At 71.4% G+C, this 21,851-nt stretch carries 19 protein-coding genes; 12 read left to right on the top strand and 7 right to left on the bottom strand.

Features of this window, described 5'->3' with window-relative positions:
- Positions 1 to 5: 5 nt before the first annotated feature.
- The 6 genes from ACWGH0_RS28955 to ACWGH0_RS28930 all read right to left on the bottom strand — a co-directional run bounded on the left by ACWGH0_RS28955 (position 6) and on the right by ACWGH0_RS28930 (position 6,572).
- Positions 6 to 941: a S66 peptidase family protein gene (locus ACWGH0_RS28955; RefSeq protein ID WP_453407207.1), complete on the bottom strand. Its 936-nt coding sequence runs from the start codon at positions 939 to 941 to the stop codon at positions 6 to 8.
- Complete coding sequence (locus tag ACWGH0_RS28950) at positions 938 to 2,929, bottom strand: LpqB family beta-propeller domain-containing protein (protein ID WP_453407206.1); 1,992 nt, start codon at positions 2,927 to 2,929, stop codon at positions 938 to 940. Before ACWGH0_RS28950 ends, ACWGH0_RS28955 begins: the two co-directional genes overlap by 4 nt.
- A gap of 26 nt (positions 2,930 to 2,955) precedes the next feature.
- A complete protein-coding gene (locus ACWGH0_RS28945; protein ID WP_453407205.1) occupies positions 2,956 to 4,305 on the bottom strand; it encodes a M20/M25/M40 family metallo-hydrolase in 1,350 nt (449 codons plus the stop codon).
- A complete protein-coding gene (locus tag ACWGH0_RS28940; RefSeq protein WP_453407204.1) occupies positions 4,298 to 5,131 on the bottom strand; it encodes a M55 family metallopeptidase in 834 nt (277 codons plus the stop codon). The genes ACWGH0_RS28945 and ACWGH0_RS28940 overlap by 8 nt, the downstream gene beginning before the upstream one ends.
- Positions 5,128 to 5,835: a class I SAM-dependent methyltransferase gene (locus tag ACWGH0_RS28935; RefSeq protein WP_453407203.1), complete on the bottom strand. Its 708-nt coding sequence runs from the start codon at positions 5,833 to 5,835 to the stop codon at positions 5,128 to 5,130. The genes ACWGH0_RS28940 and ACWGH0_RS28935 overlap by 4 nt, the downstream gene beginning before the upstream one ends.
- 293 nt (positions 5,836 to 6,128) lie before the next feature.
- The gene (locus tag ACWGH0_RS28930) at positions 6,129 to 6,572 is read right to left on the bottom strand and encodes an SRPBCC family protein (RefSeq protein WP_453407202.1); all 444 of its coding nucleotides are present in this window, start codon (positions 6,570 to 6,572) and stop codon (positions 6,129 to 6,131) included.
- A gap of 137 nt (positions 6,573 to 6,709) precedes the next feature.
- On the opposite strand from ACWGH0_RS28930, the gene ACWGH0_RS28925 reads away from it, so the two are divergent.
- The 3 genes from ACWGH0_RS28925 (at position 6,710) to ACWGH0_RS28915 (ending at position 10,106) form a co-directional block, all read left to right on the top strand.
- Positions 6,710 to 7,738 carry an Rv2578c family radical SAM protein gene (locus ACWGH0_RS28925; protein ID WP_453407201.1) on the top strand — a complete coding sequence of 343 codons (1,029 nt, stop codon included), beginning with the start codon at positions 6,710 to 6,712 and terminating at the stop codon, positions 7,736 to 7,738.
- 137 nt (positions 7,739 to 7,875) lie between these two features.
- Positions 7,876 to 9,471: an alpha/beta hydrolase gene (locus tag ACWGH0_RS28920; protein ID WP_453407200.1), complete on the top strand. Its 1,596-nt coding sequence runs from the start codon at positions 7,876 to 7,878 to the stop codon at positions 9,469 to 9,471.
- A gap of 77 nt (positions 9,472 to 9,548) precedes the next feature.
- Positions 9,549 to 10,106, top strand: coding sequence for an N-acetyltransferase family protein (locus ACWGH0_RS28915; RefSeq protein ID WP_453407199.1), 558 nt, complete (start codon positions 9,549 to 9,551; stop codon positions 10,104 to 10,106).
- On the opposite strand, the gene ACWGH0_RS28910 is transcribed toward ACWGH0_RS28915, so the two are convergent.
- Positions 10,055 to 10,633, bottom strand: coding sequence for an adenylosuccinate lyase (locus ACWGH0_RS28910; RefSeq protein ID WP_453407198.1), 579 nt, complete (start codon positions 10,631 to 10,633; stop codon positions 10,055 to 10,057). The genes ACWGH0_RS28915 and ACWGH0_RS28910 overlap by 52 nt on opposite strands.
- Before the next feature lie 347 nt (positions 10,634 to 10,980).
- On the opposite strand from ACWGH0_RS28910, the gene ACWGH0_RS28905 reads away from it, so the two are divergent.
- The 9 genes from ACWGH0_RS28905 (at position 10,981) to pssA (ending at position 21,807) form a co-directional block, all read left to right on the top strand.
- Entirely contained in the window at positions 10,981 to 12,762 is a 1,782-nt protein-coding gene (locus ACWGH0_RS28905) for a 3-hydroxyacyl-CoA dehydrogenase family protein (protein ID WP_453407197.1), read from the top strand.
- A 97-nt stretch (positions 12,763 to 12,859) separates the two neighbouring features.
- On the top strand, positions 12,860 to 13,699 hold the full coding sequence (locus tag ACWGH0_RS28900; RefSeq protein WP_453407196.1) for a TetR family transcriptional regulator: 840 nt from the start codon (positions 12,860 to 12,862) through the stop codon (positions 13,697 to 13,699).
- A gap of 408 nt (positions 13,700 to 14,107) precedes the next feature.
- Entirely contained in the window at positions 14,108 to 15,445 is a 1,338-nt protein-coding gene (ccrA, locus tag ACWGH0_RS28895; protein WP_453407195.1) for a crotonyl-CoA carboxylase/reductase, read from the top strand.
- A complete protein-coding gene (locus ACWGH0_RS28890; RefSeq protein WP_453407194.1) occupies positions 15,445 to 17,457 on the top strand; it encodes a protein meaA in 2,013 nt (670 codons plus the stop codon). The genes ccrA and ACWGH0_RS28890 overlap by 1 nt, the downstream gene beginning before the upstream one ends.
- Positions 17,454 to 18,413 carry an HpcH/HpaI aldolase/citrate lyase family protein gene (locus ACWGH0_RS28885; protein ID WP_453407193.1) on the top strand — a complete coding sequence of 320 codons (960 nt, stop codon included), beginning with the start codon at positions 17,454 to 17,456 and terminating at the stop codon, positions 18,411 to 18,413. Before ACWGH0_RS28890 ends, ACWGH0_RS28885 begins: the two co-directional genes overlap by 4 nt.
- Positions 18,414 to 18,415: 2 nt before the next feature.
- On the top strand, positions 18,416 to 18,928 hold the full coding sequence (locus tag ACWGH0_RS28880; protein ID WP_453407192.1) for a MaoC family dehydratase: 513 nt from the start codon (positions 18,416 to 18,418) through the stop codon (positions 18,926 to 18,928).
- 2 nt (positions 18,929 to 18,930) lie between these two features.
- On the top strand, positions 18,931 to 20,136 hold the full coding sequence (locus ACWGH0_RS28875; RefSeq protein ID WP_214925425.1) for an acyl-CoA dehydrogenase family protein: 1,206 nt from the start codon (positions 18,931 to 18,933) through the stop codon (positions 20,134 to 20,136).
- A 170-nt stretch (positions 20,137 to 20,306) separates the two neighbouring features.
- Positions 20,307 to 20,963, top strand: coding sequence for a phosphatidylserine decarboxylase (locus ACWGH0_RS28870; RefSeq protein WP_453407191.1), 657 nt, complete (start codon positions 20,307 to 20,309; stop codon positions 20,961 to 20,963).
- Entirely contained in the window at positions 20,950 to 21,807 is an 858-nt protein-coding gene (pssA, locus tag ACWGH0_RS28865; protein WP_453407190.1) for a CDP-diacylglycerol--serine O-phosphatidyltransferase, read from the top strand. Before ACWGH0_RS28870 ends, pssA begins: the two co-directional genes overlap by 14 nt.
- The last annotated feature ends 44 nt before the right edge of the window (positions 21,808 to 21,851 follow it).

Raw genomic sequence — 21,851 nt, 5'->3', positions numbered from 1 at the left:
TCGCCTCAGCGCAGCGCCGGTACGTCGAGGACGAGGGCCCGGGCGTCCGTGTCCAGCACGGCGGGCACGCCCAGCGGCACGGTCAGGGCGCTCGCGCAGTGCCCGAAGCCCAGTTCCTCGACGACCGGCACCCCCAGCGGCGCCAGCCGGTCGTACAGCACCGTCCGCACCTGCGTCGCGTACGGTCCGCAGTCCTCCCACGAGCCGAGGGCGACCCCCGCCACGCCGTCCAGCCAGCCGGAACGCAGCAGTTGCGTGAGGATCCGGTCCAGGCGGTACGCCTCCTCGCCGATGTCCTCCAGGAGCAGCAGACCGCCGCGCGCGCCGGCCCGCGCGTCCGGGGTGCCGAGTCCGGCCGCGAGCAGGCTGACGCAGCCGCCGAGGGTGACGCCGCGCGCCCGGCCCGGCACCAGGACGCCCGCCGTCTCAAGCCCCAGGGTCATGACGGACTCGGGGGCGAAGAGGGTGGCCCGCAGGGACTCCTGGGTGCGGGCGTCCTTGGTGAAGGAGAGGGCGGCGGGCATCGGCCCGTGCAGGGTGGCCAGGCCCAGCCGTACGGCGAACGCCTCGTGCAGCGCGGTGATGTCGCTGTACCCGACGAACACCTTGGGCCCGGCGGCCCGCATCGCCCGCCAGTCGAGCAGGTCGGCCATGCGCTGGGCGCCGTACCCGCCGCGCGCGCAGATCACCGCGTCCACGGACGGGTCGCACCAGGCCTCCTCCAGGTCCCGGGCCCGCGCCCGGTCCGTGCCGGCGAGGTAGTCGAACTCCGGCGCGGTGTCCAGCACATGGCGGCCCACGACCGGTTCGAGGTCCCAGCCGCGCAGGATGTCGATCCCCGCCCGGAGCCGTTCCTCATGGACGGGTCCGGCGGGGGCGACGACCGCGATCCGCGAGCCGGGCCGCAGCCGGGCGGGCCGGGTCAGGGGCGCGAGGGTCACGTGGTGAACTCCAGGGGCGCGAGGTCGTCGCGGTCGATGCCGAAGGTGCGGGCGTACAGGGCGAGTTCGGCCTCCAGCGCCCGGGTCAGGGTCTGTGCGCGGCGGAAGCCGTGCCCCTCCCCCTCGAAGGCGAGGTAGGCGTGCGGGACGCCACGCCCCGCCATCCGCTCGACGAACCGCTCGCACTGCGCAGGCGGGCAGATCACGTCGTCGAGCCCCTGGAGCAGCAGGAACGGCGCGGTGATCCGGTCGGCCTGCTGGGCGGGCGAACGGTCCCGGTAGCGGTCCGGGCAGGCGGCGAGCGGCCCGACGAGGCTCTCCAGGTAGTGCGACTCGAAGTCGTGGGTCTCCCCCGTCGCCCAGGCGGTGAGGTCGAGGATCGGGTACATGACGGCGGCGCAGGCGTACACGTCGGTGGCGGCCAGCGAGGCGGCGGCGGTCCAGCCGCCCGCGCTGCCGCCGCGGATCGCGAGCCGCCGCGGGTCGGCGGTGCCCTCCTCGGCCAGCGCGACGGCGACGGCGGCGCAGTCCTCGACGTCCACGACGCCCCACTGCTCGCGCAGCCGGTTGCGGTACTCGCGTCCGTACCCCGCCGAGCCGCCGTAGTTGACCTCGGCCACGCCGATGCCGCGCGAGGTGAAGTAGGCGATCTCCAGGTCGAGTACGAGCGGGGCGCGACCCGTGGGGCCCCCGTGCGCCCACACGACGTAGGGGGGCAGTTCGTCGGCGGGCGCGATCCGGCCGGGGTTGTGCGGCGGGTAGATGTGGGCGTGCGTCTCCCGCCCGTCGGAACCGGTGAAGACCCGGATCTGCGGCTCGGGGTAGTACGACGGGTCGACCGGATCGTCGTGCGCGGACCCGACGACCCTGGTGTGCCCGGTGCGGGTGTCGAGCTCGATGACCTCGTACGCGCTGCGCGGGCTCGCGGCGACGCCGACGACCCGGCTGCCGTGCACCGCGAGCGTGGGCGCCCATTCGGTCCAGGGGCCGGCGGAGTCGACGACCTCGCAGCTCTCGGGGTCGAGTATGCCCAGCGCGGTGGCTCCGCCGCCGTGGATGACGGCGACGAGCCCGTTGTCCAGCGGGTGGAACCAGCGCAGGCCGATCTTCCAGAGCGGGCCGCCGAACTCCTCGTCGCGGGAGCACAGCGCCACCGTCTCCCCGTCCGGGTCCGCGCGGTACAGGTTCCACCACCCGCTGCGGTCACTGGAGAAGAGCAGGTGCCCGTCGGCGGTCCAGTCGATCTGGGCGACGGACTCGTCGGGCCCGCCGAGCAGCGGTCGCGCCGCGCGGAACGTTCCGTCGGCCGCGATGTCCGCGAGGATCACCTCCGTGCCGTCCCACGGCATGCGGGGGTGGTCCCAGGCGATCCAGGCGGCGCGGCGCCCGTCCGGGGAAACCCGGGGCCCGGTGACGAAGCGGTGCGCGCCGTCGGAGAGCTCCCGTACGGCGGCCCGTTCCTCGGCGGCCGATCCGTCCAGCGGTACGGCGGCGACGACGCGGCGCACGTCGGTGGGCCGCTCGCCCGTGAACTCCTCCAGGACGCACCACACCTCGCCCGCCGCGCCCCGGTCCATGCGCAGCTGCGGGTCGACCCAGCGCAGGCCGCCGCCGAGCGCCGACACGGGCGTGAGGGGGCGCGGTTCGGCGCCGGGCACGTCGGGTTCGTACGCGTACAGCCGCTGGTCGGGGAAGTGGACGAAGACGACGAGCGGTCCGCCCGCCGGGCGCTGGGCACCGGCCCAGGGCTGTCCGCCGTACTCGACGACCCTGCTGCGCACGTTCCAGGGAGCGGGCAGAACCGATTCCTCGTGGCCGTCCGCCCGTCGGCGGACCAGCGCGCGCCGGCCGCCCTCGGCGGGGCGCGGCGCCGTCCACCACACCTCGTCGCCGATCACGCCGACGTACTCGGGGTGCCCGTCGCGCGAGGCGGCGAGGCCGGCGCCGATCGGCGACGGCCAGCTTCCGTACGTCCCAGTCGGCACCACGGCCCCACTCCCCCTGCTAGTAGCTGCTAGGCGGTCTTCAGGTAATGATCGAGCACACGCACGCCGAAGTGGAGGGCATCGACAGGAACGCGTTCGTCCACGCCGTGGAAGAGCGCCTGGTAGTCGAAACCGACGGGGAGTCTGAGCGGCGAGAAGCCGTAACCCGTGATGCCGAGCCGCGAGAACTGCTTGGCGTCCGTGCCGCCCGACATGCAGTACGGCACGACGTGCCCGCCGGGCGCGAACCGCTCCACCGCCGCGCGCAGTTTCGCGTACGTCGGGGAGTCGACCGGCGCCTGGAGCGCCGTCTCCCGGTGGTGGAACTCCCACTCCACGCCTTCCCCGGTGAGCCGGTCCAGGGTCCGGCGGAACTCCTCCTCGCCGCCGGGCGGGAACCGCCCGTCGACGTACGCGGTCGCCCGGCCCGGGATCACGTTGACCTTGTACCCGGCGTCCAGCATCGTCGGGTTGGCGCCGGCCCGTACCGTCGCCTCGACCAGCGCGGCGGCCGGCCCCAGCTTGTTGAGCAGCGCGTCCACGTCGAAGTCGGGCGCGTCGAAGTCCGGTGCGTCGAGCCCGTGAAGGGCGGCGAGTTCGGCGAGGCCGGCCCGTACGGTCGGGGTGAGCCGCACCGGCCATTCGTGCGCGCCGATCCGCGCGACGGCGGCGGCCAGCCTGCTGACGGCGTTGTCCCGGTTCACCTTGGAGCCGTGCCCGGCCGTGCCGACGCCGGTGAGTCTGACCCAGCCGGTGCCGCGCTCCCCCGCCGCGATCGGGTAGATCTCCATGCCGGGGCCCGCGTGGAAGGTGTAGGCGCCGGATTCGCCGATGCCCTCCGTACAGCCTTCGAACAGGTCCGGGTGGTCCGCGGCGAGGAAGCCGGAACCGTCGACCGCGCTGGCCTCCTCGTCGGCGGTGAAGGCGAGCACGATGTCGCGGCGGGGCCGGGTGCCGTTGCGCGCCCAGGCCCGTACGACCGCGAGGACCATCGCGTCCATGTTCTTCATGTCGATCGCGCCGCGTCCCCAGATCACGCCGTCGCGGACCTCGCCGGAGAAGGGGTGCACGCTCCAGTCGGCGGGCTCCGCGGGTACGACGTCGAGGTGGCCGTGGACCAGCAGCGCGTCGGCCGACGGGTCGGTGCCGGTGATCCGGGCCACGACGTTGGTGCGTCCGGGGGTGCGTTCGAGGAGGACGGGTTCGAGGCCGGCCCCGGCGAGCCGCCCGGCGACGTACTCGGCCGCGGGGCGCTCGCGGCAGTCGCCGCCGCCCCGGTTGGTGGTGTCGATGCGGATGAGGTCGGACGTGAAGGCCACCACTTCGTCGAACGCCGACGCGTCGGGCGCTCCCCCGCCGGCCGGCTCCTCGTCAGCCATACTGCTCCTCCACCGCGGCCGAGACGATCGTCGTGACCGCCTTGAACGTACGAATGCCCTCATACATCGTCGCGCTGGTGTACGCGACACGCCGTTCACCGGTCGTCTCCACCCCGGGCACCACGGTGGCGACGCCCGAAAGGTGCTCCGCGTCGAATTCCAGCTCCACGGTGAACGGCCCGCCGCGCACCGGTTCGTGACGCACGGCCAGGGCGGTCGCCTCCTTGGCGGCGGCCCTGATGTCGGCGGCGGTGCGGGCGGGGGTGCGGCAGACCGCGGCGTAGCGCGAGACGTGGTCCTTCACGGCGACCTTGCGGGCGGCGGGGGCGTACCCCTCTGCGTCGGCGCAGGTCAGGTCGTCGCCGGTGACGAGCACCACGGGTACGCCGTACTCGGCGACGACATGGGAGTTGAGCAGGCCCTCGCTGGCCCGTACGCCGTCGACCCACACCCCGGTGACGGAGTTGGCGAGGTAGGTGTGGGCGAGGACGCCCTCGGCGCCCGCCCCGGTGTGGTAGCCGACGAACGCGACGCCGTCGACGTCCCCGTGCTGCACGCCCTCGACCATGCTCAGCGCCTTGTGCCGGCCCGTCAGCATCTCGGCGCGCTCGTCGAGCCGCTCCAGGAAGAGGTTGCGCATCGTCCAGTGCGCCTCGTTGACGAGTACCTCGTCGGCGCCCCCGTCGAAGAAGCCGAGGACGGCGGCGTTCACGTCCGAGGTGAACATCGAGCGGCAGCGCTCCCACTGCGGGGTCCCCGGCAGCACATCGGCCGGCCAGGTGACGCCGGTGGCGCCCTCCATGTCGGCGCTGATGAGGATCTTCATGCGGCACCACGGTACGCGCCGGGACCGGTACCGGCCAGGTCCGGCGGCAGCGTCTGGGTGACGCGCCACAGGCGGCGGGGCAGGTCGCCCTCCTCGAAGGCGTGGACCTCCCGCAGGTCCCAGCCCTCGGCCAGCGCGTCGACCAGCGCCCGCTCGAAGAAGTGCACCGCGAACCCGCCGTGCTCGAAGACGTCGTCGCCGTGCGCCGTACCCGCCCCGTAGTGGGCGTCGCCGGTGTGCCGGACGGTGTAGACGAAGGCGCCGCCGGGCCGCAGCACCCGCCGTACCTCGCCTGCCAGGCGGTGGATCTCGGGCGTCGACAGGGCCATGCACATCAGCGTGTGGGCGAAGACGCCGTCCACGGAACGGTCCGGGAGCGGCAGCGGGCTGCGTACGTCGTGGACCGTGCCGGCCACGGCGGAGCCGAGGCCCAGGTCGTCCGCGCGGCGGGCGAGTCGCGCGATCGCCTCGGGGCCGCAGTCCGTGGCGCGGACGTGGAAGCCGCAGCCGGCGAAGTACAGGGCGTCGCGCCCGTGCCCCGCCCCTAGTTCCAGTACGTCACTGGCGCCCGCAACGCGGAACACGGCGGCGGCGTGGACGGCCGCCGCCGAGGGAGCGTCGCCGTACATCCCCGGATGCTCGGCGTACGTCCGCCGCCCGTGCTCGCGCTGCGCGTCGGCCGCCTCGGGGCCCTGCTCGGGCATCGTCGCTCCCTGGGATCCACCGGCGGCCCCGCACCGGGGCCGGGCCCAGCGTAGGACCCGGCACCGGCCGCGACCCCGCTCAGCGCGCCCGGACCGGCGCCGCGACGCGCGGCGGCACTCCGAACGGCCCAGGCGGGCGGGTCCGGCGGCCCCCGAAGCGTCAGTCCTCGTGGCCGAGTTGGAGGTTGCGACCGATCGGGGCGAGGGGGCGTACGCGGGCGGCCTCGCTGCCGGCGGGAGCGCCTGCGGCGCACCACCGGTGCGCCGGGAAGACCACTCGTTCCGGTGACAGGCTACTTCTCGACGTGCGCGGCGAGGTTCGCGAGCAGGGCGTCGTAGATCCGGCCGAGGCCCTTGGGGGCGAACGTCTTCTCGAAGAAGCCGCCGATTCCGCCGGCGCCGTTCCACACAGTGCTGACGACGGCCTTGGACCTGCCCTCACCGGCGGGGGTCACGGTCCAGGTGGTGACCATGGACGAGTTCCGGTCCTTCTCGACGAGCTGCCCGTCGGTCGGCTCGGTCACCTCCAGCAGGCAGTCGCGGACGCGCTTGCTGGTGGCCTGGAGCTTCCAGTGGACGAGGGTGCCCTCGCCGTCACCGCCCTCGCGCACCTCGTACTCGGAGAAGTGCCCGGGCAGCAGCTTCTCGCGGGCGCCGCTGTAGTCGGCCAGCGTGTCGAACACCGTCTCCGCATCCGCCGCGATGATCCGCTCCGTGGTGGCCTCGACCTGCGCCATGCCTGTTCCTCCAGCACTTGGGTTTTCAAGGGTGCGGCTTACCCAACCACCTCCGGCACGGCCGCCCAAAATCGGGGTTGCGGCAAACAAGGGAACATGTGTTCTATTCTGTGGACAGTGCTACCGAGGAGGCGCACATGCGCTGGAACAATCTGGCCGAAAACCCCGCCCCCACCGGGGAGGCCGCGCTCTTCGGAACGGACGCGGTGACCACCCGCACCTTCGACACCCCCGAATTCCGGGGGATCACCTTCCACGAGGTGCGCGCCCGCTCGATCCTGAACCGGGTGCCGGGCGCCTCACGCATGCCGTTCGAATGGACGGTCAATCCCTACCGGGGCTGCACGCACGCGTGCGTCTACTGCTTCGCCCGCCGGACCCACACGTACCTGGACCTCGACAGCGGCCTGGACTTCGACTCCCAGATCGTCGTCAAGATCAACGCGCCCGAGCTGCTGCGCGGCCAGCTCGCCTCTCGGCGCTGGCAGGGCGCGCACATCGCCATGGGCACGAACGTCGACTGCTACCAGCGGGCCGAGGGCCGCTACCGCCTCATGCCCGGCATCATCGCCGCGCTGCGCGACCGCGCCAACCCCTTCTCGATCCTGACCAAGGGCACGCTGATCCTCCGCGACCTCGACCTGCTCGTGCAGGCGGCCGAGGTCGCCGACGTCGGCATATCGGTCTCCGTCGGCTTCACCGACCAGGAGCTGTGGCGCACGGTGGAGCCCGGCACGCCGTCCCCCGAGCGCCGCCTCGACGTCGTGCGCACGCTCACGGACCACGGCATCGGCTGCGGTGTCCTGATGGCACCGGTCATCCCCTTCCTCGGGGACTCGCCCGACCAGCTGCGCGCCACCGTCCGCGCGATCGCCGTCTCGGGCGCCACCTCGGTGACCCCGCTCGTCCTGCATCTGCGGCCCGGCGCGCGGGAGTGGTTCATGGCGTGGCTCGGGCGGCACCACCCGCATCTGGTGCGGCGGTACGAGCGGCTGTACGCCGAAGGGGCGTACGCACCGAAGTGGTACCAGCGGCGCATCACCCGCCAGGTGCACGAACTCGCCACGGAGTTCGGAATCGGCCCGTCCGGGCCCGGCGTGCGCCGGCGCGTACCGGCGCCCGCGGAACCGGAACCTCCCGGCCCCACGCAGCTCACCCTGCTCTGACGTCGCATCAGGCGCCGGGCCGGCACGCCACGAAAGGAACAAAACGATAATAAGCACGCATTACTGACACCTTTCCGGCACGATGCGGCGGGGGCTGTGTCCCGCACAGCCACGTTCCCCGCAGCACGGGAGGCTCAGTGAAGAAACGCGCAGGAGTTCTGTTCGCCGTCGGGACGGCGGTGGCCGGACTGGTCACGGCCGTACCGCCGGCCGTCTCGGCGGACTCGGGGTCCGCCGCCGGTCCCGCAGCCGGGCGCACCACGCTCGCCTGGACCGGATGCGGCACCAAGAGCTATCCGAAGCTCCAGTGCGCGTCGGTCGAGGTCCCGCTGAACCACGCCGAACCGCACGGCAGGAAGATCACCCTCGCCCTGTCGCGCGTGCGGCACACCGCCGACACGTTCCAGGGCCCCCTGCTCGTGAACCCGGGCGGCCCCGGCGGCAGCGGCCTGTCGCTCGCCGGTTTCGTCGCGGGAGCGCTGCCGGAGAAGGTGGCGTCGCAGTACGACGTCATCGGCTTCGACCCGCGCGGGGTGGGCGCGAGCGAACCGGCGCTGGACTGCCGGCCGGGGCACTTCTCCGGCGTGCGGCCGGACTCGGTGCCGCGCACCGCGCGCGAGGAACGCGAGGGCGTCCGGCGGGCGCGGGCGTTCGCCCTGGCGTGCGGCGAGAAGTACGCCGACGTGCTGCCGTACATCGACACCGTCAGCGCCGCCAAGGACCTCGACGTCGTCCGCCGGGCGCTCGGCGCGCGGCAGATCAACTACTTCGGGTACTCCTACGGGACCTACCTCGGGGCCGTGTACGCCAAGCTCCACCCGCAGCGGGTGCGGCGGCTCGCGCTCGACAGCGTCGTCGACCCGGCCGGCGTCTGGTACGACAACAACATCGCGCAGGACCACGCGTTCGACGCCCGCCACAAGGCGTTCGCGGCGTGGGTGGCCCGGCACGACGCCACGTACCGGCTCGGCGGCGACCCGGCGGAGGTCGAGGCCGCGTGGTACCGGATGCGCGAGGAGCTGCGCGGCAGCCCGGCGGGCGGGAAGGTGGGCCCGTCGGAGCTGGAGGACACGTACCTGCCCGGGGGGTACTACAACGGCTACTGGCCGCGCCTGGCCGAGGCGTTCGCGTCGTACGTGAACGAGAGGGACACCGCCCCGCTGGTGGCGGCGTACCGGAGCTTCGGCGCGAGCGACGCCTCCGACGACAACGGCTACAGCATCTACACGTCGGTGCAGTGCCGGGACGCCTCGTGGCCGCGCGACTGGGGCACCTGGCACGAGGACAACTGGGACGTGCACGAGAAGGCGCCCTTCTCGACCTGGAACAACGCCTGGTACAACGCTCCTTGCGCCTTCTGGCCCACCCCGCGGCTGGATCCGCCGGACGTCGCGAACGACGTACTGCCGCCCGCGCTGCTGCTCCAGGCGACCGAGGACGCCGCCACGCCGTACGGGGGCGGGGCCGCCCTGCACCGGAAACTGTCCCGCTCCGCGCTCGTGGTGGAGAACGGCGGCGGCAACCACGGCATCGCACTGAGCGGAAACACCTGCCTCGACCGGTACTTGGCGGACTACCTCGCGACGGGCGAGGTGCCGCGCGGCTCCGGCGGCGGCGAGGCGGACGCGGTCTGCGACGCACTGCCCGACCCGAAACCGCTGCCGCCCCAGCGGGCGGCGGCGGCCCCGACCGAGGGAGGCACCCTGCACGGGCTGCTGGGCACGCGGAGTTGAGCCTTCGCCCGCCCCCTCCCTGGCCGGGCTCCGCAATCCGAGCGGGGGCGGGGGCGGTGGCACTACAGTGCGCGGGCATGAGCGGCGGCGTGCGGATACGGGACATGGTCCTCGACGACTGCGAGGCCGTGGCCCGGGTGCGGGTGCGCGGCTGGCGGACGGCGTACGCCGGGATGGTGCCCCGGGCATACCTCGACGCGATGAGCGTGCCGCAGGACGCCGCCCGGCACCGCGCGCGCCTGCGCGCGCACGACGGCGGGGCGCGCGATCTGGTCGCCGAGCGCGACGGCCAGGTCGTCGGCTGGGGCTGCTGCGGCCCGTACCGCGACGAGGAGAACGGGCCGACCGGCGACGCCGAGCTCTACGCCCTGTACGTGCTGCCCGAGCACCAGGGCTGCGGCGCCGGCCGCGCCCTGACCGCGGAGCTGCTCGCCCGCGCCGCCGCCGCAGGCCACCCGCGCATGCTCCTGTGGGTGCTCACCGCCAACGCCCGCGCCCGGCGCTTCTACGAGCAGGCCGGCTTCGCCCCGGACGGCGCCGAGGCGCCGTTCGACGTCCTCGGCGTCCCCGTCCCCGAGACGCGCTACGCCAGGCGGCTGAGCGCGGCGGACGCGGCCGCGCCCAGCCTGGGGTGACCGAGCGCCGCCTCCAGCACCGGCCGCGCCCGCGCGTCCCGCAGCTGCCCCAGGCCCTCGACGCAGGCGAGCGCCACCCGCCAGTGGGGGTTCCCGGGGGCGAGCAGTCCCCGCAGGGTGGTGATCAGCGCCGGCACGGTCTCGGGCGCCCGCAGCTCGGTGAGCAGCCGCACGGGGGTCAGCGCGTACGCCGTGCGCAGCGCGTTCGTGGCGAGTGCGGCCGCCGCGCGCGCGGTGCGCGGGTCGCCGAGGCGCGCCAGCGCGTACGCGGCGGTGACGCACCGGTCCGCGTCGCGGTGGTTGAGCAGCAGCACCAGCGTCTCGAAGGCGCGCCGGTCACCGGCGCAGCCGAGGCGGAAGGCGGCTATCTCGCGGGCCCACAGGGGGCGCTGCGTCTCGGTCAGGACCCCCGCCAGTTCGTCCGGGTCCTCGGTGACGAGCAGCCGCTCGTACGCCGTGGAACCATCCGGTCCGGACCGCGCCTCACCCCGTACCCGGTCGGCGAGCGACCGCAGCTCCTCGTCCATGGCGCAAGGGTATGCAGCGCACACGCGTCCCAGATCACATCCCGCCAGGTCTGGCGCGCTCGTTACTCGCCGGTTACTCTCAAGTGAGCGGGCCACCCCCCGCTGATTGATCACCTCATGGCGGCCTGGTGACGCAGCCGCCGGAGTGTCTTGTCGGTTCGGTGTTTCTTCGCGACGCGACTCCGGGACAGAGTCCGTCGGCCCCGCAGCTCGACCCGCCCTGCGCAGTGCGCAGTCTCCACAGAGCAGCCCTCCCGCACGCAACCTCCTTACGCCGTGCGCCCCTTGGCGTACCCGCGGCGCGGTGCGTGTGCCCCTCAGTCGTCACTCATCCCTGGAGTCCCGTGATGGACACCCCTCTCAGTACCGTCGCCGTGGTCGGACTCGGCACCATGGGCACCGGCATCGCCGAGATCCTGGCCCGCGCCGGCCGTGAAGTCATCGGCATCGACATCAGCGAGGAGGCCGCCCGGCTGGCCGTCTCGTCGCTGGAGTCCTCCACGGCCCGCGCGGTCGAGCGCGGGCGGATCACCGAAGAGGAGCGCCGTGACGCCCTCGCCCGGTTCCGTACCTTCTCCGACCTCCAGGCGGCCTCGGACGCCGATCTCGTGATCGAGGTCGTGCACGAGTCGTACGAGGCCAAGCAGCAGGTCTTCCGCGCCCTGGACGCGATCGTGCGCCCCACCACGGTGCTGGCGACCGGCACGAACGCGCTGTCCGTGACCCGGCTCGCCGCCGACTCGGCGCACCCCGAGCGGGTGCTCGGCATGCACTTCTTCAACCCGGCCCCCGCGATGAAGCTCGTCGAGATCGTCTCGTCGGTGCTCACCGCGCCGCAGGCGGTCGAGGCCGTCACCGCGCTCGCCCGGGACCTGGGCAAGGAGCCGGTCGCGGTCGGCGACCGGCCCGGTTTCATCGCCGACGGCCTGCTCTTCGGCTACCTCAACCAGGCCGCCGCGATGTACGAGGCGAAGTACGCCTCCCGCGAGGACATCGACGCCGCGATGCGGCTGGGCTGCGGCCTCCCGATGGGCCCCCTGGCGCTGCTCGACCTGATCGGCGTCGACACGGCCCGTACCGTCCTGGACGCGATGTACGCCGAGTCGCACGACCGGCTGCACGCCCCCGCCCCCATCCTGAAGCAGCTCAGCGAGGCGGGGCTCAGCGGCCGCAAGTCGGGCCGGGGCTTCTACACGTACGAGGCGCCCGGCAGCCAGACCGTGGTGCGCGACGCCCTCACCCCGCTGGAGTCGGCGACGGCCACCCCGGGCCGGCCGGTGCGGTCGGTCGGCGTCGCCGGGTCCGGGACCATGGCGTCCGGCATCGCGGAGGTCTTCGCGAAGGCCGGCTACGACGTGGTGCTCGCGGCCCGCAGCCAGGAGAAGGCGGAGAAGGCGAAGGCCCGTATCGCCAAGTCCCTCGCCCGTTCCGTCGACAAGGGGCGGATGACGGCCGAGGCCCGCGACGAGACGCTGGGCCGGGTCACTCCGGCGGGCTCGCTCGACGCGTTCTCCGACGTCGACCTGGCGGTGGAGGCGGTCGCGGAGGACCTGGCGGTCAAGCAGGAGCTCTTCGCCACGCTCGACAAGGTCTGCAAGGCGGGCGCGGTGCTCGCCACGACCACGTCCTCGCTGCCGGTCGTCGCCTGCGCCCGTGCGACCTCGCGCCCGCAGGACGTGATCGGCATGCACTTCTTCAACCCGGCGCCCGCAATGAAGCTGGTCGAGGTCGTGCGTACGGTCCTCACCTCGGACGCGGTGCACGCCACCGTCCGCGAGGTCTGCACGAAGATCCGCAAGCACCCGGTGGACTGCGGCGACCGCGCCGGTTTCATCGTGAACGCGCTGCTCTTCCCGTACCTGAACAACGCGATCAAGATGGTCGAGCAGCACTACGCGACGCTGGACGACATCGACGCCGCGATGAAGCTGGGCGGCGGCTACCCGATGGGCCCCTTCGAGCTCCTCGACGTGGTCGGCCTCGACGTCTCCCTGGCCATCGAGCAGGTCCTGCACCGCGAGTTCCGCGACCCCGGCCTCGCGCCGGCGCCGCTGCTCGAACACCTGGTGGCCGCGGGGTGCCTCGGCCGCAAGACGGGACGCGGCTTCCGGGAGTATGCCGGGCGCTGAGCAGGAGGGTGTGACCGGATGGGGCGGGCTGCTGGAGCCTGACGGCAGCCCGCACCCACAGGCGCGCTCTCCTGCGCAGATGCAGTACGTTCGGGGCATGTCCCAGCCCGCTGACTCCCCGCGACGACCGTCCCGTACGAGCTCCGCCTCCGAGGCCCCCGAGAGCGCCGCCGGCAGCCGGGCGGCTGCCCAGCGGCTCAAGATGCGCCGCGAACTGTCGGCCGCGGCGATGGAGCTGTTCGCGACCAAGGGGTACGAGGCGACGACCGTCGACGAGATCGCCGCCGCCGGCGGCGTCGCGCGCCGGACCTTCTTCCGGCACTTCCGCTCCAAGGAAGAGGCGATCTTCCCGGACCACGACGACACCCTGGTCCGCGCGGAGGCGGTGCTCAACGCGGCCTCCCCGCACGAGCACCCGCTGGACACGGTCTGCCGGGGCATCAAGGAAGTCATGCGGATGTACGCGGCGTCCCCCGCGGTCTCCGTCGCCCGCTACAAGCTCACCCGCGAGGTCCCGACGCTGCGGGAGGCGGAGATCGCCTCGGTGGCCCGGTACGAGCGGCTGTTCACCCGCTACCTGCTGGGCCACTTCGACGAGCGCGACCACCACGACGGCAACGACGACCCGCTGCTGGCCGAGGTGGCCGCCTCCGCGGTCGTGACGGCCCACAACCACGTCCTGCGGCGCTGGCTGCGGGCGGGCGGCCAGGGCGACGTGGAGGCGCAGCTCGACCACGCGTTCTCCATCGTCCGCGACACCTTCGGCACGGGCATCGGCGCGGGCCGCTCCACGTCCCGGGAGCGCGACCGGCAGCCGGAGCAGTCGCCCTCGGCGTCGGCCTCGGTGACCGGCGACGTGCTGGTGACCGTCGCCCGCACCGACGCGCCCCTGGACGAGGTCATGCGCACCATCGAACGGGCCCTGAAGCAGGTCTGACCCGCCTCGCTCCCCCGTACCCACGGACGCCGTCCGCCCCCTGTTTCCGGGAGGCGGGCGGCGTCTTCGCGTGCTCTGATGAAGCGAATCGATCGATCATCGCTCATGTGTGACGGCGAGGTGACAAGTGAGAGAAATTGTTGGCACTCAGTGTCTTGTCACGTGGCACGGGGTGTCATACCTTGATGTCGTCCGGGCGGCCGGCGTGCAGTGATCTTTCGTACGCCGGCTGTCCCCGCAAACCACGTGTTTGCGCGCCCGGGCGCCTGCGTCACAGGCAACCTCCCGCGCTACCCGCGCTGCCGAACAACCGCAACACCGCCGAACCGACGGCACACCTCCACAGCAGCACCCCGACGTTTCCCCTCAAAGCGTTCTCTCAAAAACGCGCTTCGCCGGAGGCCCCCCGTGAAGGAAATCCTGGACGCGATCCAGTCGCAGGACAGCACAGCCGATGACTTCGCCGCGCTGTCCATCCCCGAGTCGTACCGCGCGGTGACCGTGCACAAGGACGAGGCCGAGATGTTCGCCGGCGTCGCCAGCCGCGACAAGGACCCGCGCAAGTCCCTCCACGTGGAGGACGTGCCGGTTCCCGAGCTCGGGCCCGGCGAGGCCCTGGTGGCGGTCATGGCCAGCTCGGTCAACTACAACTCCGTCTGGACGTCGATCTTCGAGCCGGTCTCGACGTTCGGCTTCCTGGAGCGGTACGGGCGCCTCAGCGACCTCAGCAAGCGCCACGACCTCCCGTACCACGTCATCGGTTCCGACCTCGCGGGCGTCGTCCTGCGCACCGGCCCCGGCGTGAACTCCTGGAAGCCCGGTGACGAGGTCGTCGCGCACTGCCTCTCCGTCGAGCTGGAGTCCTCCGACGGCCACAACGACACGATGCTCGACCCCGAGCAGCGCATCTGGGGCTTCGAGACGAACTTCGGCGGCCTCGCCGAGATCGCGCTCGTCAAGTCCAACCAGCTGATGCCCAAGCCCGACCACCTCAGCTGGGAGGAGGCGGCGTCCCCCGGCCTGGTCAACTCCACCGCGTACCGCCAGCTCGTCTCGCGCAACGGCGCCGGCATGAAGCAGGGCGACAACGTGCTGATCTGGGGCGCGAGCGGCGGACTCGGTTCGTACGCCACCCAGTTCGCGCTGGCCGGCGGCGCCAACCCGATCTGCGTCGTCTCCAGCGACCAGAAGGCGGACATCTGCCGCTCGATGGGCGCCGAGGCGATCATCGACCGCAACGCCGAGGGCTACAAGTTCTGGAAGGACGAGCACACCCAGGACCCCAAGGAGTGGAAGCGCTTCGGCAAGCGCATCCGCGAGCTCACCGGCGGCGAGGACATCGACATCGTCTTCGAGCACCCGGGCCGCGAGACGTTCGGCGCCTCCGTGTACGTCACCCGCAAGGGCGGCACGATCACCACCTGCGCCTCGACCTCGGGCTACATGCACGAGTACGACAACCGCTACCTGTGGATGTCGCTCAAGCGCATCATCGGCTCGCACTTCGCGAACTACCGCGAGGCGTGGGAGGCCAACCGCCTGATCGCCAAGGGCAAGATCCACCCCACCCTGTCGAAGGTGTACTCCCTGGAGGACACCGGCCAGGCCGCGTACGACGTGCACCGCAACCTGCACCAGGGCAAGGTCGGCGTGCTCGCGCTGGCGCCCCGCGAGGGTCTCGGCGTCCGCGACCACGAGAAGCGCGCACTGCACATCGACGCCATCAACCGCTTCCGGAACGTCTGATGGCGGAGCGTCGGAAGGACCGGCCCTGGCTCATGCGGACGTACGCCGGTCACTCGACCGCCGAGGCGTCCAACGAGCTGTACCGCAACAACCTCGCCAAGGGCCAGACCGGCCTGTCGGTCGCGTTCGACCTTCCGACGCAGACCGGCTACGACCCCGACCACATCCTGGCCCGCGGCGAGGTGGGCCGGGTCGGGGTCCCGGTCTCCCATCTGGGTGACATGCGGCGCCTGTTCCAGGACATCCCCCTGGAGCAGATGAACACCTCCATGACCATCAACGCCACGGCCATGTGGCTGCTGGCGCTGTACCAGGTGGTCGCGGAGGAGCAGGGCGCCGACATCACCAAGCTCCAGGGGACGACGCAGAACGACATCGTCAAGGAGTACCTGTCGCGCGGGACGCACGTCTTCCCGCCGGTGCCGAGCCTGCGCCTGACGACGGACATGATCACCTACACGGTGAACAACATCCCCAAGTGGAACCCGATCAACATCTGCAGCTACCACCTCCAGGAAGCCGGCGCCACGCCGGTCCAGGAGATCGCGTACGCCATGAGCACGGCGATCGCCGTCCTCGACGCCGTACGGGACAGCGGTCAGGTGCCGGCGGAGAAGTTCGGGGACGTCGTCGCCCGTATCTCCTTCTTCGTCAACGCGGGCGTCCGCTTCGTCGAGGAGATGTGCAAGATGCGCGCCTTCGGCCGCATCTGGGACAAGGTCACGCGCGAGCGGTACGGCATCGAGAACGAGAAGCAGCGCCGGTTCCGCTACGGCGTGCAGGTCAACTCGCTGGGTCTCACGGAGGCGCAGCCGGAGAACAACGTCCAGCGCATCGTCCTGGAGATGCTGGCCGTCACCCTCTCCAAGGACGCCCGCGCCCGCGCCGTGCAGCTGCCCGCCTGGAACGAGGCGCTGGGCCTGCCCCGGCCCTGGGACCAGCAGTGGTCGCTGCGCATCCAGCAGGTACTCGCCCTGGAGAGCGACCTGCTGGAGTACGAGGACATCTTCGCGGGGTCGCACGTCGTCGAGGCCAAGGTGGAGGCGCTGGTCGCCGACTCCTTCGCCGAGATGGACCGCATCGAGGAGATGGGCGGCGCGATGGCCGCCGTCGAGTCCGGCTACCTCAAGTCGCAGCTGGTCTCCTCGCACGCGGAGCGCCGCGCGCGCATCGAGTCCGGCGAGGAGAAGATCGTCGGCGTCAACTGCTACGAGGCCACCGAGCCGAGCCCCCTCACCTCGGACCTCGACGGGGCGATCATGACGGTCGACCCGGCCAACGAGGCGCGCGTCGTCGCCAAGCTGCACGAGTGGCGCGACAACCGCGACGACACCCGCGCCTCCGAGTCGCTCGCGGCTCTCAAGAAGGCCGCGGCGGGCAGCGAGAACCTGATGGCCGCGACGGTGGAGTGCGCCCGTGCGGGGGTCACCACCGGCGAGTGGGCGTGGGCGCTGCGGGACGTCTTCGGCGAGTTCCGGGCGCCCACGGGCGTGAGCAGCGCACCGGTCGCGGTCACCGCCGAGGCCGGCACCCCGCTCGCCGCCGTACGGGAGAAGGTGGCCCGCACGGCGGAGGACCTCGGCTCCGGGCGGCTGCGCCTGCTGGTCGGCAAGCCCGGTCTCGACGGCCACTCCAACGGCGCCGAGCAGATCGCCGTACGGGCCCGGGACGCGGGCTTCGAGGTGGTCTACCAGGGCATCAGGCTGACGCCCGAGCAGATCGTGAGCGCCGCCCTCGCGGAGGACGTGCACTGCGTCGGCCTGTCGATCCTGTCCGGCTCGCACGCCGAACTCGTGCCGGACGTGCTGGTACGGCTCAGGGAGGCCGGGGCCGCCGACATTCCGGTGATCGCGGGCGGAATCATCCCGCCGGCGGACGCCGCGGAACTGCGGGCCGCCGGAGTGGCCGCAGTTTTCACCCCGAAGGACTTCGGCATCACGGAGATCATCGGCCGTATCGTCGACGAGATCCGGAAAGCGAACAAGCTCGACCCTCTGGAGGTCCCCGCATGACCGTCAACCGCCTGCGCCCGCGCCGCTCCTGCCTGGCCGTCCCCGGCTCGAACCCGCGCTTCCTGGAGAAGGCCCAGGGCCTCCCCGCGGACCAGGTCTTCCTGGACCTCGAGGACGCCTGCGCGCCGCTCGCCAAGCCTGAGGCCCGGCACACCATCGTGAAGTTCCTCAACGAGGGCGACTGGACGGGCAAGACCAGGGTCGTGCGCGTCAACGACTGGACCACCGAATGGACGTACCGCGACGTCGTCACGGTGGTGGAGGGCGCGGGGCAGAACCTCGACTGCATCATGCTGCCGAAGGTCCAGGACGCGCAGCAGGTCGTGGCGCTCGACCTCCTGCTGACGCAGATCGAGAAGACGATGGGCTTCGAGGTCGGCAAGATCGGCATCGAGGCGCAGATCGAGAACGCGCAGGGCCTCAACAACGTCAACGCCATCGCCACGGCCTCCCCGCGGGTCGAGACGATCATCTTCGGCCCGGCCGACTTCATGGCCTCCATCAACATGAAGTCGCTGGTCGTCGGCGAGCAGCCGCCCGGCTACGACGCCGACGCCTACCACTACATCCTGATGAGGATCCTGATGGCCGCCCGCGCCAACAACCTCCAGGCGATCGACGGCCCCTACCTCCAGATCCGCAACCAGGAGGGTTACCGCGCGGTGGCGCAGCGCGCCGCCGCCCTGGGCTTCGACGGCAAGTGGGTGCTGCACCCGGACCAGGTCGCCGCCGCCAACGAGATCTTCTCGCCGTCGCAGGAGGACTTCGACCACGCGGAGCTGATCCTGGACGCGTACGAGTACTACACGTCCGAGGCGGGCGGCAAGAAGGGCTCGGCGATGCTCGGGGACGAGATGATCGACGAGGCGAGCCGCAAGATGGCGCTGGTCATCTCCGGCAAGGGACGTGCGGCCGGCATGCGGCGCACCTCGAAGTTCGAAGCCCCGGAGGCCTGATCATGCAGTTCGGACGCACTTACGAGGAGTTCGAGGTCGGCGCGGTCTACAAGCACTGGCCCGGAAAGACCGTCACCGAGTACGACGACCACCTCTTCTGTCTGCTGACCATGAACCACCACCCGCTGCACATGGACAGCAACTACGCCGAGAAGACCACCGATTTCGGCAAGAACGTGGTCGTCGGCAACTACATCTACTCGCTGCTGCTCGGCATGTCGGTGCCGGACGTCTCCGGGAAGGCCATCGCCAACCTGGAGGTCGAGTCGCTCAAGCACATCGCGCCGACCTTCCACGGCGACACGATCTACGGCGAGACGACCGTCCTGGACAAGACGCCGTCGAAGTCCAAGAGCGACCGCGGCATCGTCTACGTGGAGACCAGGGGCTACAAGCAGGACGGCACCGTCGTCTGCGTCTTCCGGCGCAAGGTGATGGTCCCGACCGAGACGTACATCAAGGAGCGCGGCGGCGAGCAGCCCGGCCGCCCGGAGCCGAAGACGCAGGGGAAGTAATCATGGCCCGTCTCGCCCAGACCGCCGGTCTGACCGACATCCAGCAGGAGATCCTGGCCACGGTCAGGAACTTCGTCGACAAGGAGATCATCCCTGTCGCGACCGAGCTGGAGCACCGCGACGAGTACCCGACGGAGATCGTCGAGGGACTCAAGGAGCTCGGGCTCTTCGGGCTGATGATCCCCGAGGAGTACGGCGGCCTGGGTGAGTCGCTTCTCACGTACGCGCTGTGCGTCGAGGAGATAGCCCGTGGCTGGATGAGCGTCTCGGGGATCATCAACACCCACTTCATCGTCGCGTACATGCTCAAGCAGCACGGCACGCAGGAGCAGAAGGACACGTTCCTGCCGCGCATGGCGCTGGGCGAGGTGCGGGGCGCGTTCTCGATGTCGGAGCCGGCGCTCGGCTCCGACGTGTCGGCCATCACGTCCAAGGGCGTGAAGGACGGCGACGAGTACGTGCTCAACGGCCAGAAGATGTGGCTGACGAACGGCGGCTCGTCCACGCTCGTCGCCGTCCTGTGCCGCAGTGACGAGGGTCTCCCCGAGGGCACGGCCCCGCACAAGCAGATGACGACCTTCCTGGTGGAGAAGGAGCCGGGCTTCGGCGAGGTGCGGCCCGGCCTGACCATCCCCGGGAAGATCGACAAGATGGGCTACAAGGGTGTCGACACCACCGAGCTCATCATGGACGGACTGCGCATTCCGGCCAATCGGGTACTCGGCGGGACGACCGGCCGAGGGTTTTACCAAATGATGGACGGTGTCGAGGTCGGCCGCGTCAATGTGGCGGCGCGTGGCTGCGGCGTCGCTCAGCGTGCGTTCGAGCTGGGCGTCTCCTATGCCCAGCAACGTCACACTTTCGGCAAGCCGATCGCCCAGCACCAGGCCATTCAGTTCAAGCTGGCCGAGATGGCTACCAAGGTCGAGGCCGCGCATGCCATGATGGTGAACGCAGCACGCAAAAAGGACTCCGGGGAACGAAACGACCTAGAGGCAGGGATGGCGAAGTACCTCGCCTCCGAATACTGCAAGGAAGTCGTGGAGGACGCCTTCCGCATTCACGGCGGTTACGGGTTCTCCAAGGAGTACGAGATCGAGCGTCTCTACCGCGAGGCGCCGATGCTGCTGATCGGCGAAGGTACCGCCGAGATCCAGAAAATGATCATTGGTCGGCGACTCCTCGAAGAGTACCGGTTCCAGGGCTGATTGCCCCTTTCGGGGGGAAATGACCGCGAAAAAGATCACACCCTGTCATCGTCTTCAGGACTCCGACTCGGCTTCTGGCTTGCCCAGTTGCGCCCCGCAACCGCTACCATCGCCGGTAAGCCGCCGTCCCCCTGTTGCCAGCGCGGCATCATCCGCTACGAAGGTCATTCATGCCCCACAGCCAAACCTCTGCACCACGCGACGGCCTCCTCGACGGACGCCTTGCTCGCGGAGCATCGCCGTGGCTTCTGCCGACCGTCGCCACCGCGGCGCTCAGCCTGGCCCGGGCCCGCAAGTCCGGCCGCTGGGCCGCTGTCGCCGTGCCCACCACCGCGCTCGCGGCGGGCATGCTGTGGTTCTTCCGCGACCCCGAGCGCGAGATCACTCAGGGCCGGGTCATCTCCCCGGCCGACGGAGTGGTGCAGAGCATCATGCCGTGGAAGGACGGGCGCACCCGCGTCGCGATCTTCATGAGCCCGCTGAACGTCCACGTCAACCGTGCCCCGCTCGCGGGCACGGTGACGTCGGTCGAGCACATCCCCGGCGGGTTCGTTCCGGCGTTCAACAAGGAGAGCGAGAACAACGAGCGCGTTGTCTGGCACTTCGACACCGAGCTCGGTGACATCGAGATGGTGCAGATCGCCGGCGCCGTCGCGCGCCGCATCGTGCCGTACGTGCCGCAGGGCACGAAGGTCGAGCAGGGCGAGCGCATCGGCCTGATCCGCTTCGGCTCGCGCGTCGACATCTACCTCCCGGAGGGTGTCGAGGTCGACGTCGAGGTCGGCCAGGCGACCACCGCGGGGGTGACCCGAATTGACCGTGACTGATCCCGAGACACGGGCCGGCTGGGTGCCGGAGGTCGAGGACGAGGCCACCGACGCCGAGGACATGCCGCTGTCTCTGCGGCTGTCGATAGCGGACACGCTCACTCTCGGCAACGCGACCTGCGGATTCATGGCGGTGTACTTCACCACCACCGGAATCCTCATTCCGCACCTCCAGGGCAGCCAGGAGACCGGCATGGCGCGGCACAGCGCCGCGACCGCCGTGATCCTGATGCTCCTCGCGGCGATCTTCGACCTCTGCGACGGGCTCGTGGCGCGCAAGCTCCGCAGCTCGCCGATGGGCGCCGAGCTGGACAACCTGTCCGACCTGATCAGCTTCGGGCTCGCCCCGGCCTACTTCGTGCTCGTGTACGGGATGGTCGCGGACGACGCCCACCAGCGGGTTTCGGCGCTCGCGGCGATCGTGGTGCTGCTCGCGGTGGTCCTGCGACTCGCCAGATTCTCCTGCGTGACGATGAAGGACGGCATGTTCCAGGGCATGCCGAGCCCCTTCGGCGCGCTGACGGTGGTCTCCATCGTGCTGCTGGAGCTCCCCTTCATCCCCACGCTGCTCGCCATCGTCGGCGTCGCGTGGCTGATGGTGAGCCGGGTCGAGTACCCCAAGCCGCGGGGTGTCCTCGCGGTCGCGATGCTCGGCTGGATCGTGGGCGCGATGGGCCTGCTGGCGGCCTGGGCCTTCGACGCTCCGGGCGGCCAGGTCCTGCTGGCGACCGGCTGCGCGCTCCAGGTGGTCCTGGGCGCGGTCATCCCGCTCTTCGCCACGGCGCGGCGGGTGAACACCTTCCGCGACAACCGGCGGGTGGCGCGCGCTGCGCAGCTGCCGTAGGCGTCCGGCGTACGTACGGCCGAGGGCCCCGGGGACGAATCCCC

The sequence above is a fragment of the Streptomyces sp. NPDC054887 genome, assembly GCF_053610585.1.
This window is presented reverse-complemented; position numbering and strand designations above follow the sequence as displayed.

What these genes read in the sequence shown, in the direction of transcription:
- ACWGH0_RS28945 (WP_453407205.1), bottom strand. Translation starts at nt 4,305, where the DNA reads ATGGCTGACGAGGAGCCGGCCGGCGGGGGAGCGCCCGACGCGTCGGCG.
- ACWGH0_RS28940 (WP_453407204.1), bottom strand. Translation starts at nt 5,131, where the DNA reads ATGAAGATCCTCATCAGCGCCGACATGGAGGGCGCCACCGGCGTCACC.
- ACWGH0_RS28935 (WP_453407203.1), bottom strand. Translation starts at nt 5,835, where the DNA reads ATGCCCGAGCAGGGCCCCGAGGCGGCCGACGCGCAGCGCGAGCACGGG.
- ACWGH0_RS28930 (WP_453407202.1), bottom strand. Translation starts at nt 6,572, where the DNA reads ATGGCGCAGGTCGAGGCCACCACGGAGCGGATCATCGCGGCGGATGCG.
- ACWGH0_RS28925 (WP_453407201.1), top strand. Translation starts at nt 6,710, where the DNA reads ATGCGCTGGAACAATCTGGCCGAAAACCCCGCCCCCACCGGGGAGGCC.
- ACWGH0_RS28915 (WP_453407199.1), top strand. Translation starts at nt 9,549, where the DNA reads ATGAGCGGCGGCGTGCGGATACGGGACATGGTCCTCGACGACTGCGAG.
- ACWGH0_RS28910 (WP_453407198.1), bottom strand. Translation starts at nt 10,633, where the DNA reads ATGGACGAGGAGCTGCGGTCGCTCGCCGACCGGGTACGGGGTGAGGCG.
- ACWGH0_RS28905 (WP_453407197.1), top strand. Translation starts at nt 10,981, where the DNA reads ATGGACACCCCTCTCAGTACCGTCGCCGTGGTCGGACTCGGCACCATG.
- ACWGH0_RS28900 (WP_453407196.1), top strand. Translation starts at nt 12,860, where the DNA reads ATGTCCCAGCCCGCTGACTCCCCGCGACGACCGTCCCGTACGAGCTCC.
- ACWGH0_RS28890 (WP_453407194.1), top strand. Translation starts at nt 15,445, where the DNA reads ATGGCGGAGCGTCGGAAGGACCGGCCCTGGCTCATGCGGACGTACGCC.
- ACWGH0_RS28885 (WP_453407193.1), top strand. Translation starts at nt 17,454, where the DNA reads ATGACCGTCAACCGCCTGCGCCCGCGCCGCTCCTGCCTGGCCGTCCCC.
- ACWGH0_RS28880 (WP_453407192.1), top strand. Translation starts at nt 18,416, where the DNA reads ATGCAGTTCGGACGCACTTACGAGGAGTTCGAGGTCGGCGCGGTCTAC.
- ACWGH0_RS28875 (WP_214925425.1), top strand. Translation starts at nt 18,931, where the DNA reads ATGGCCCGTCTCGCCCAGACCGCCGGTCTGACCGACATCCAGCAGGAG.
- ACWGH0_RS28870 (WP_453407191.1), top strand. Translation starts at nt 20,307, where the DNA reads ATGCCCCACAGCCAAACCTCTGCACCACGCGACGGCCTCCTCGACGGA.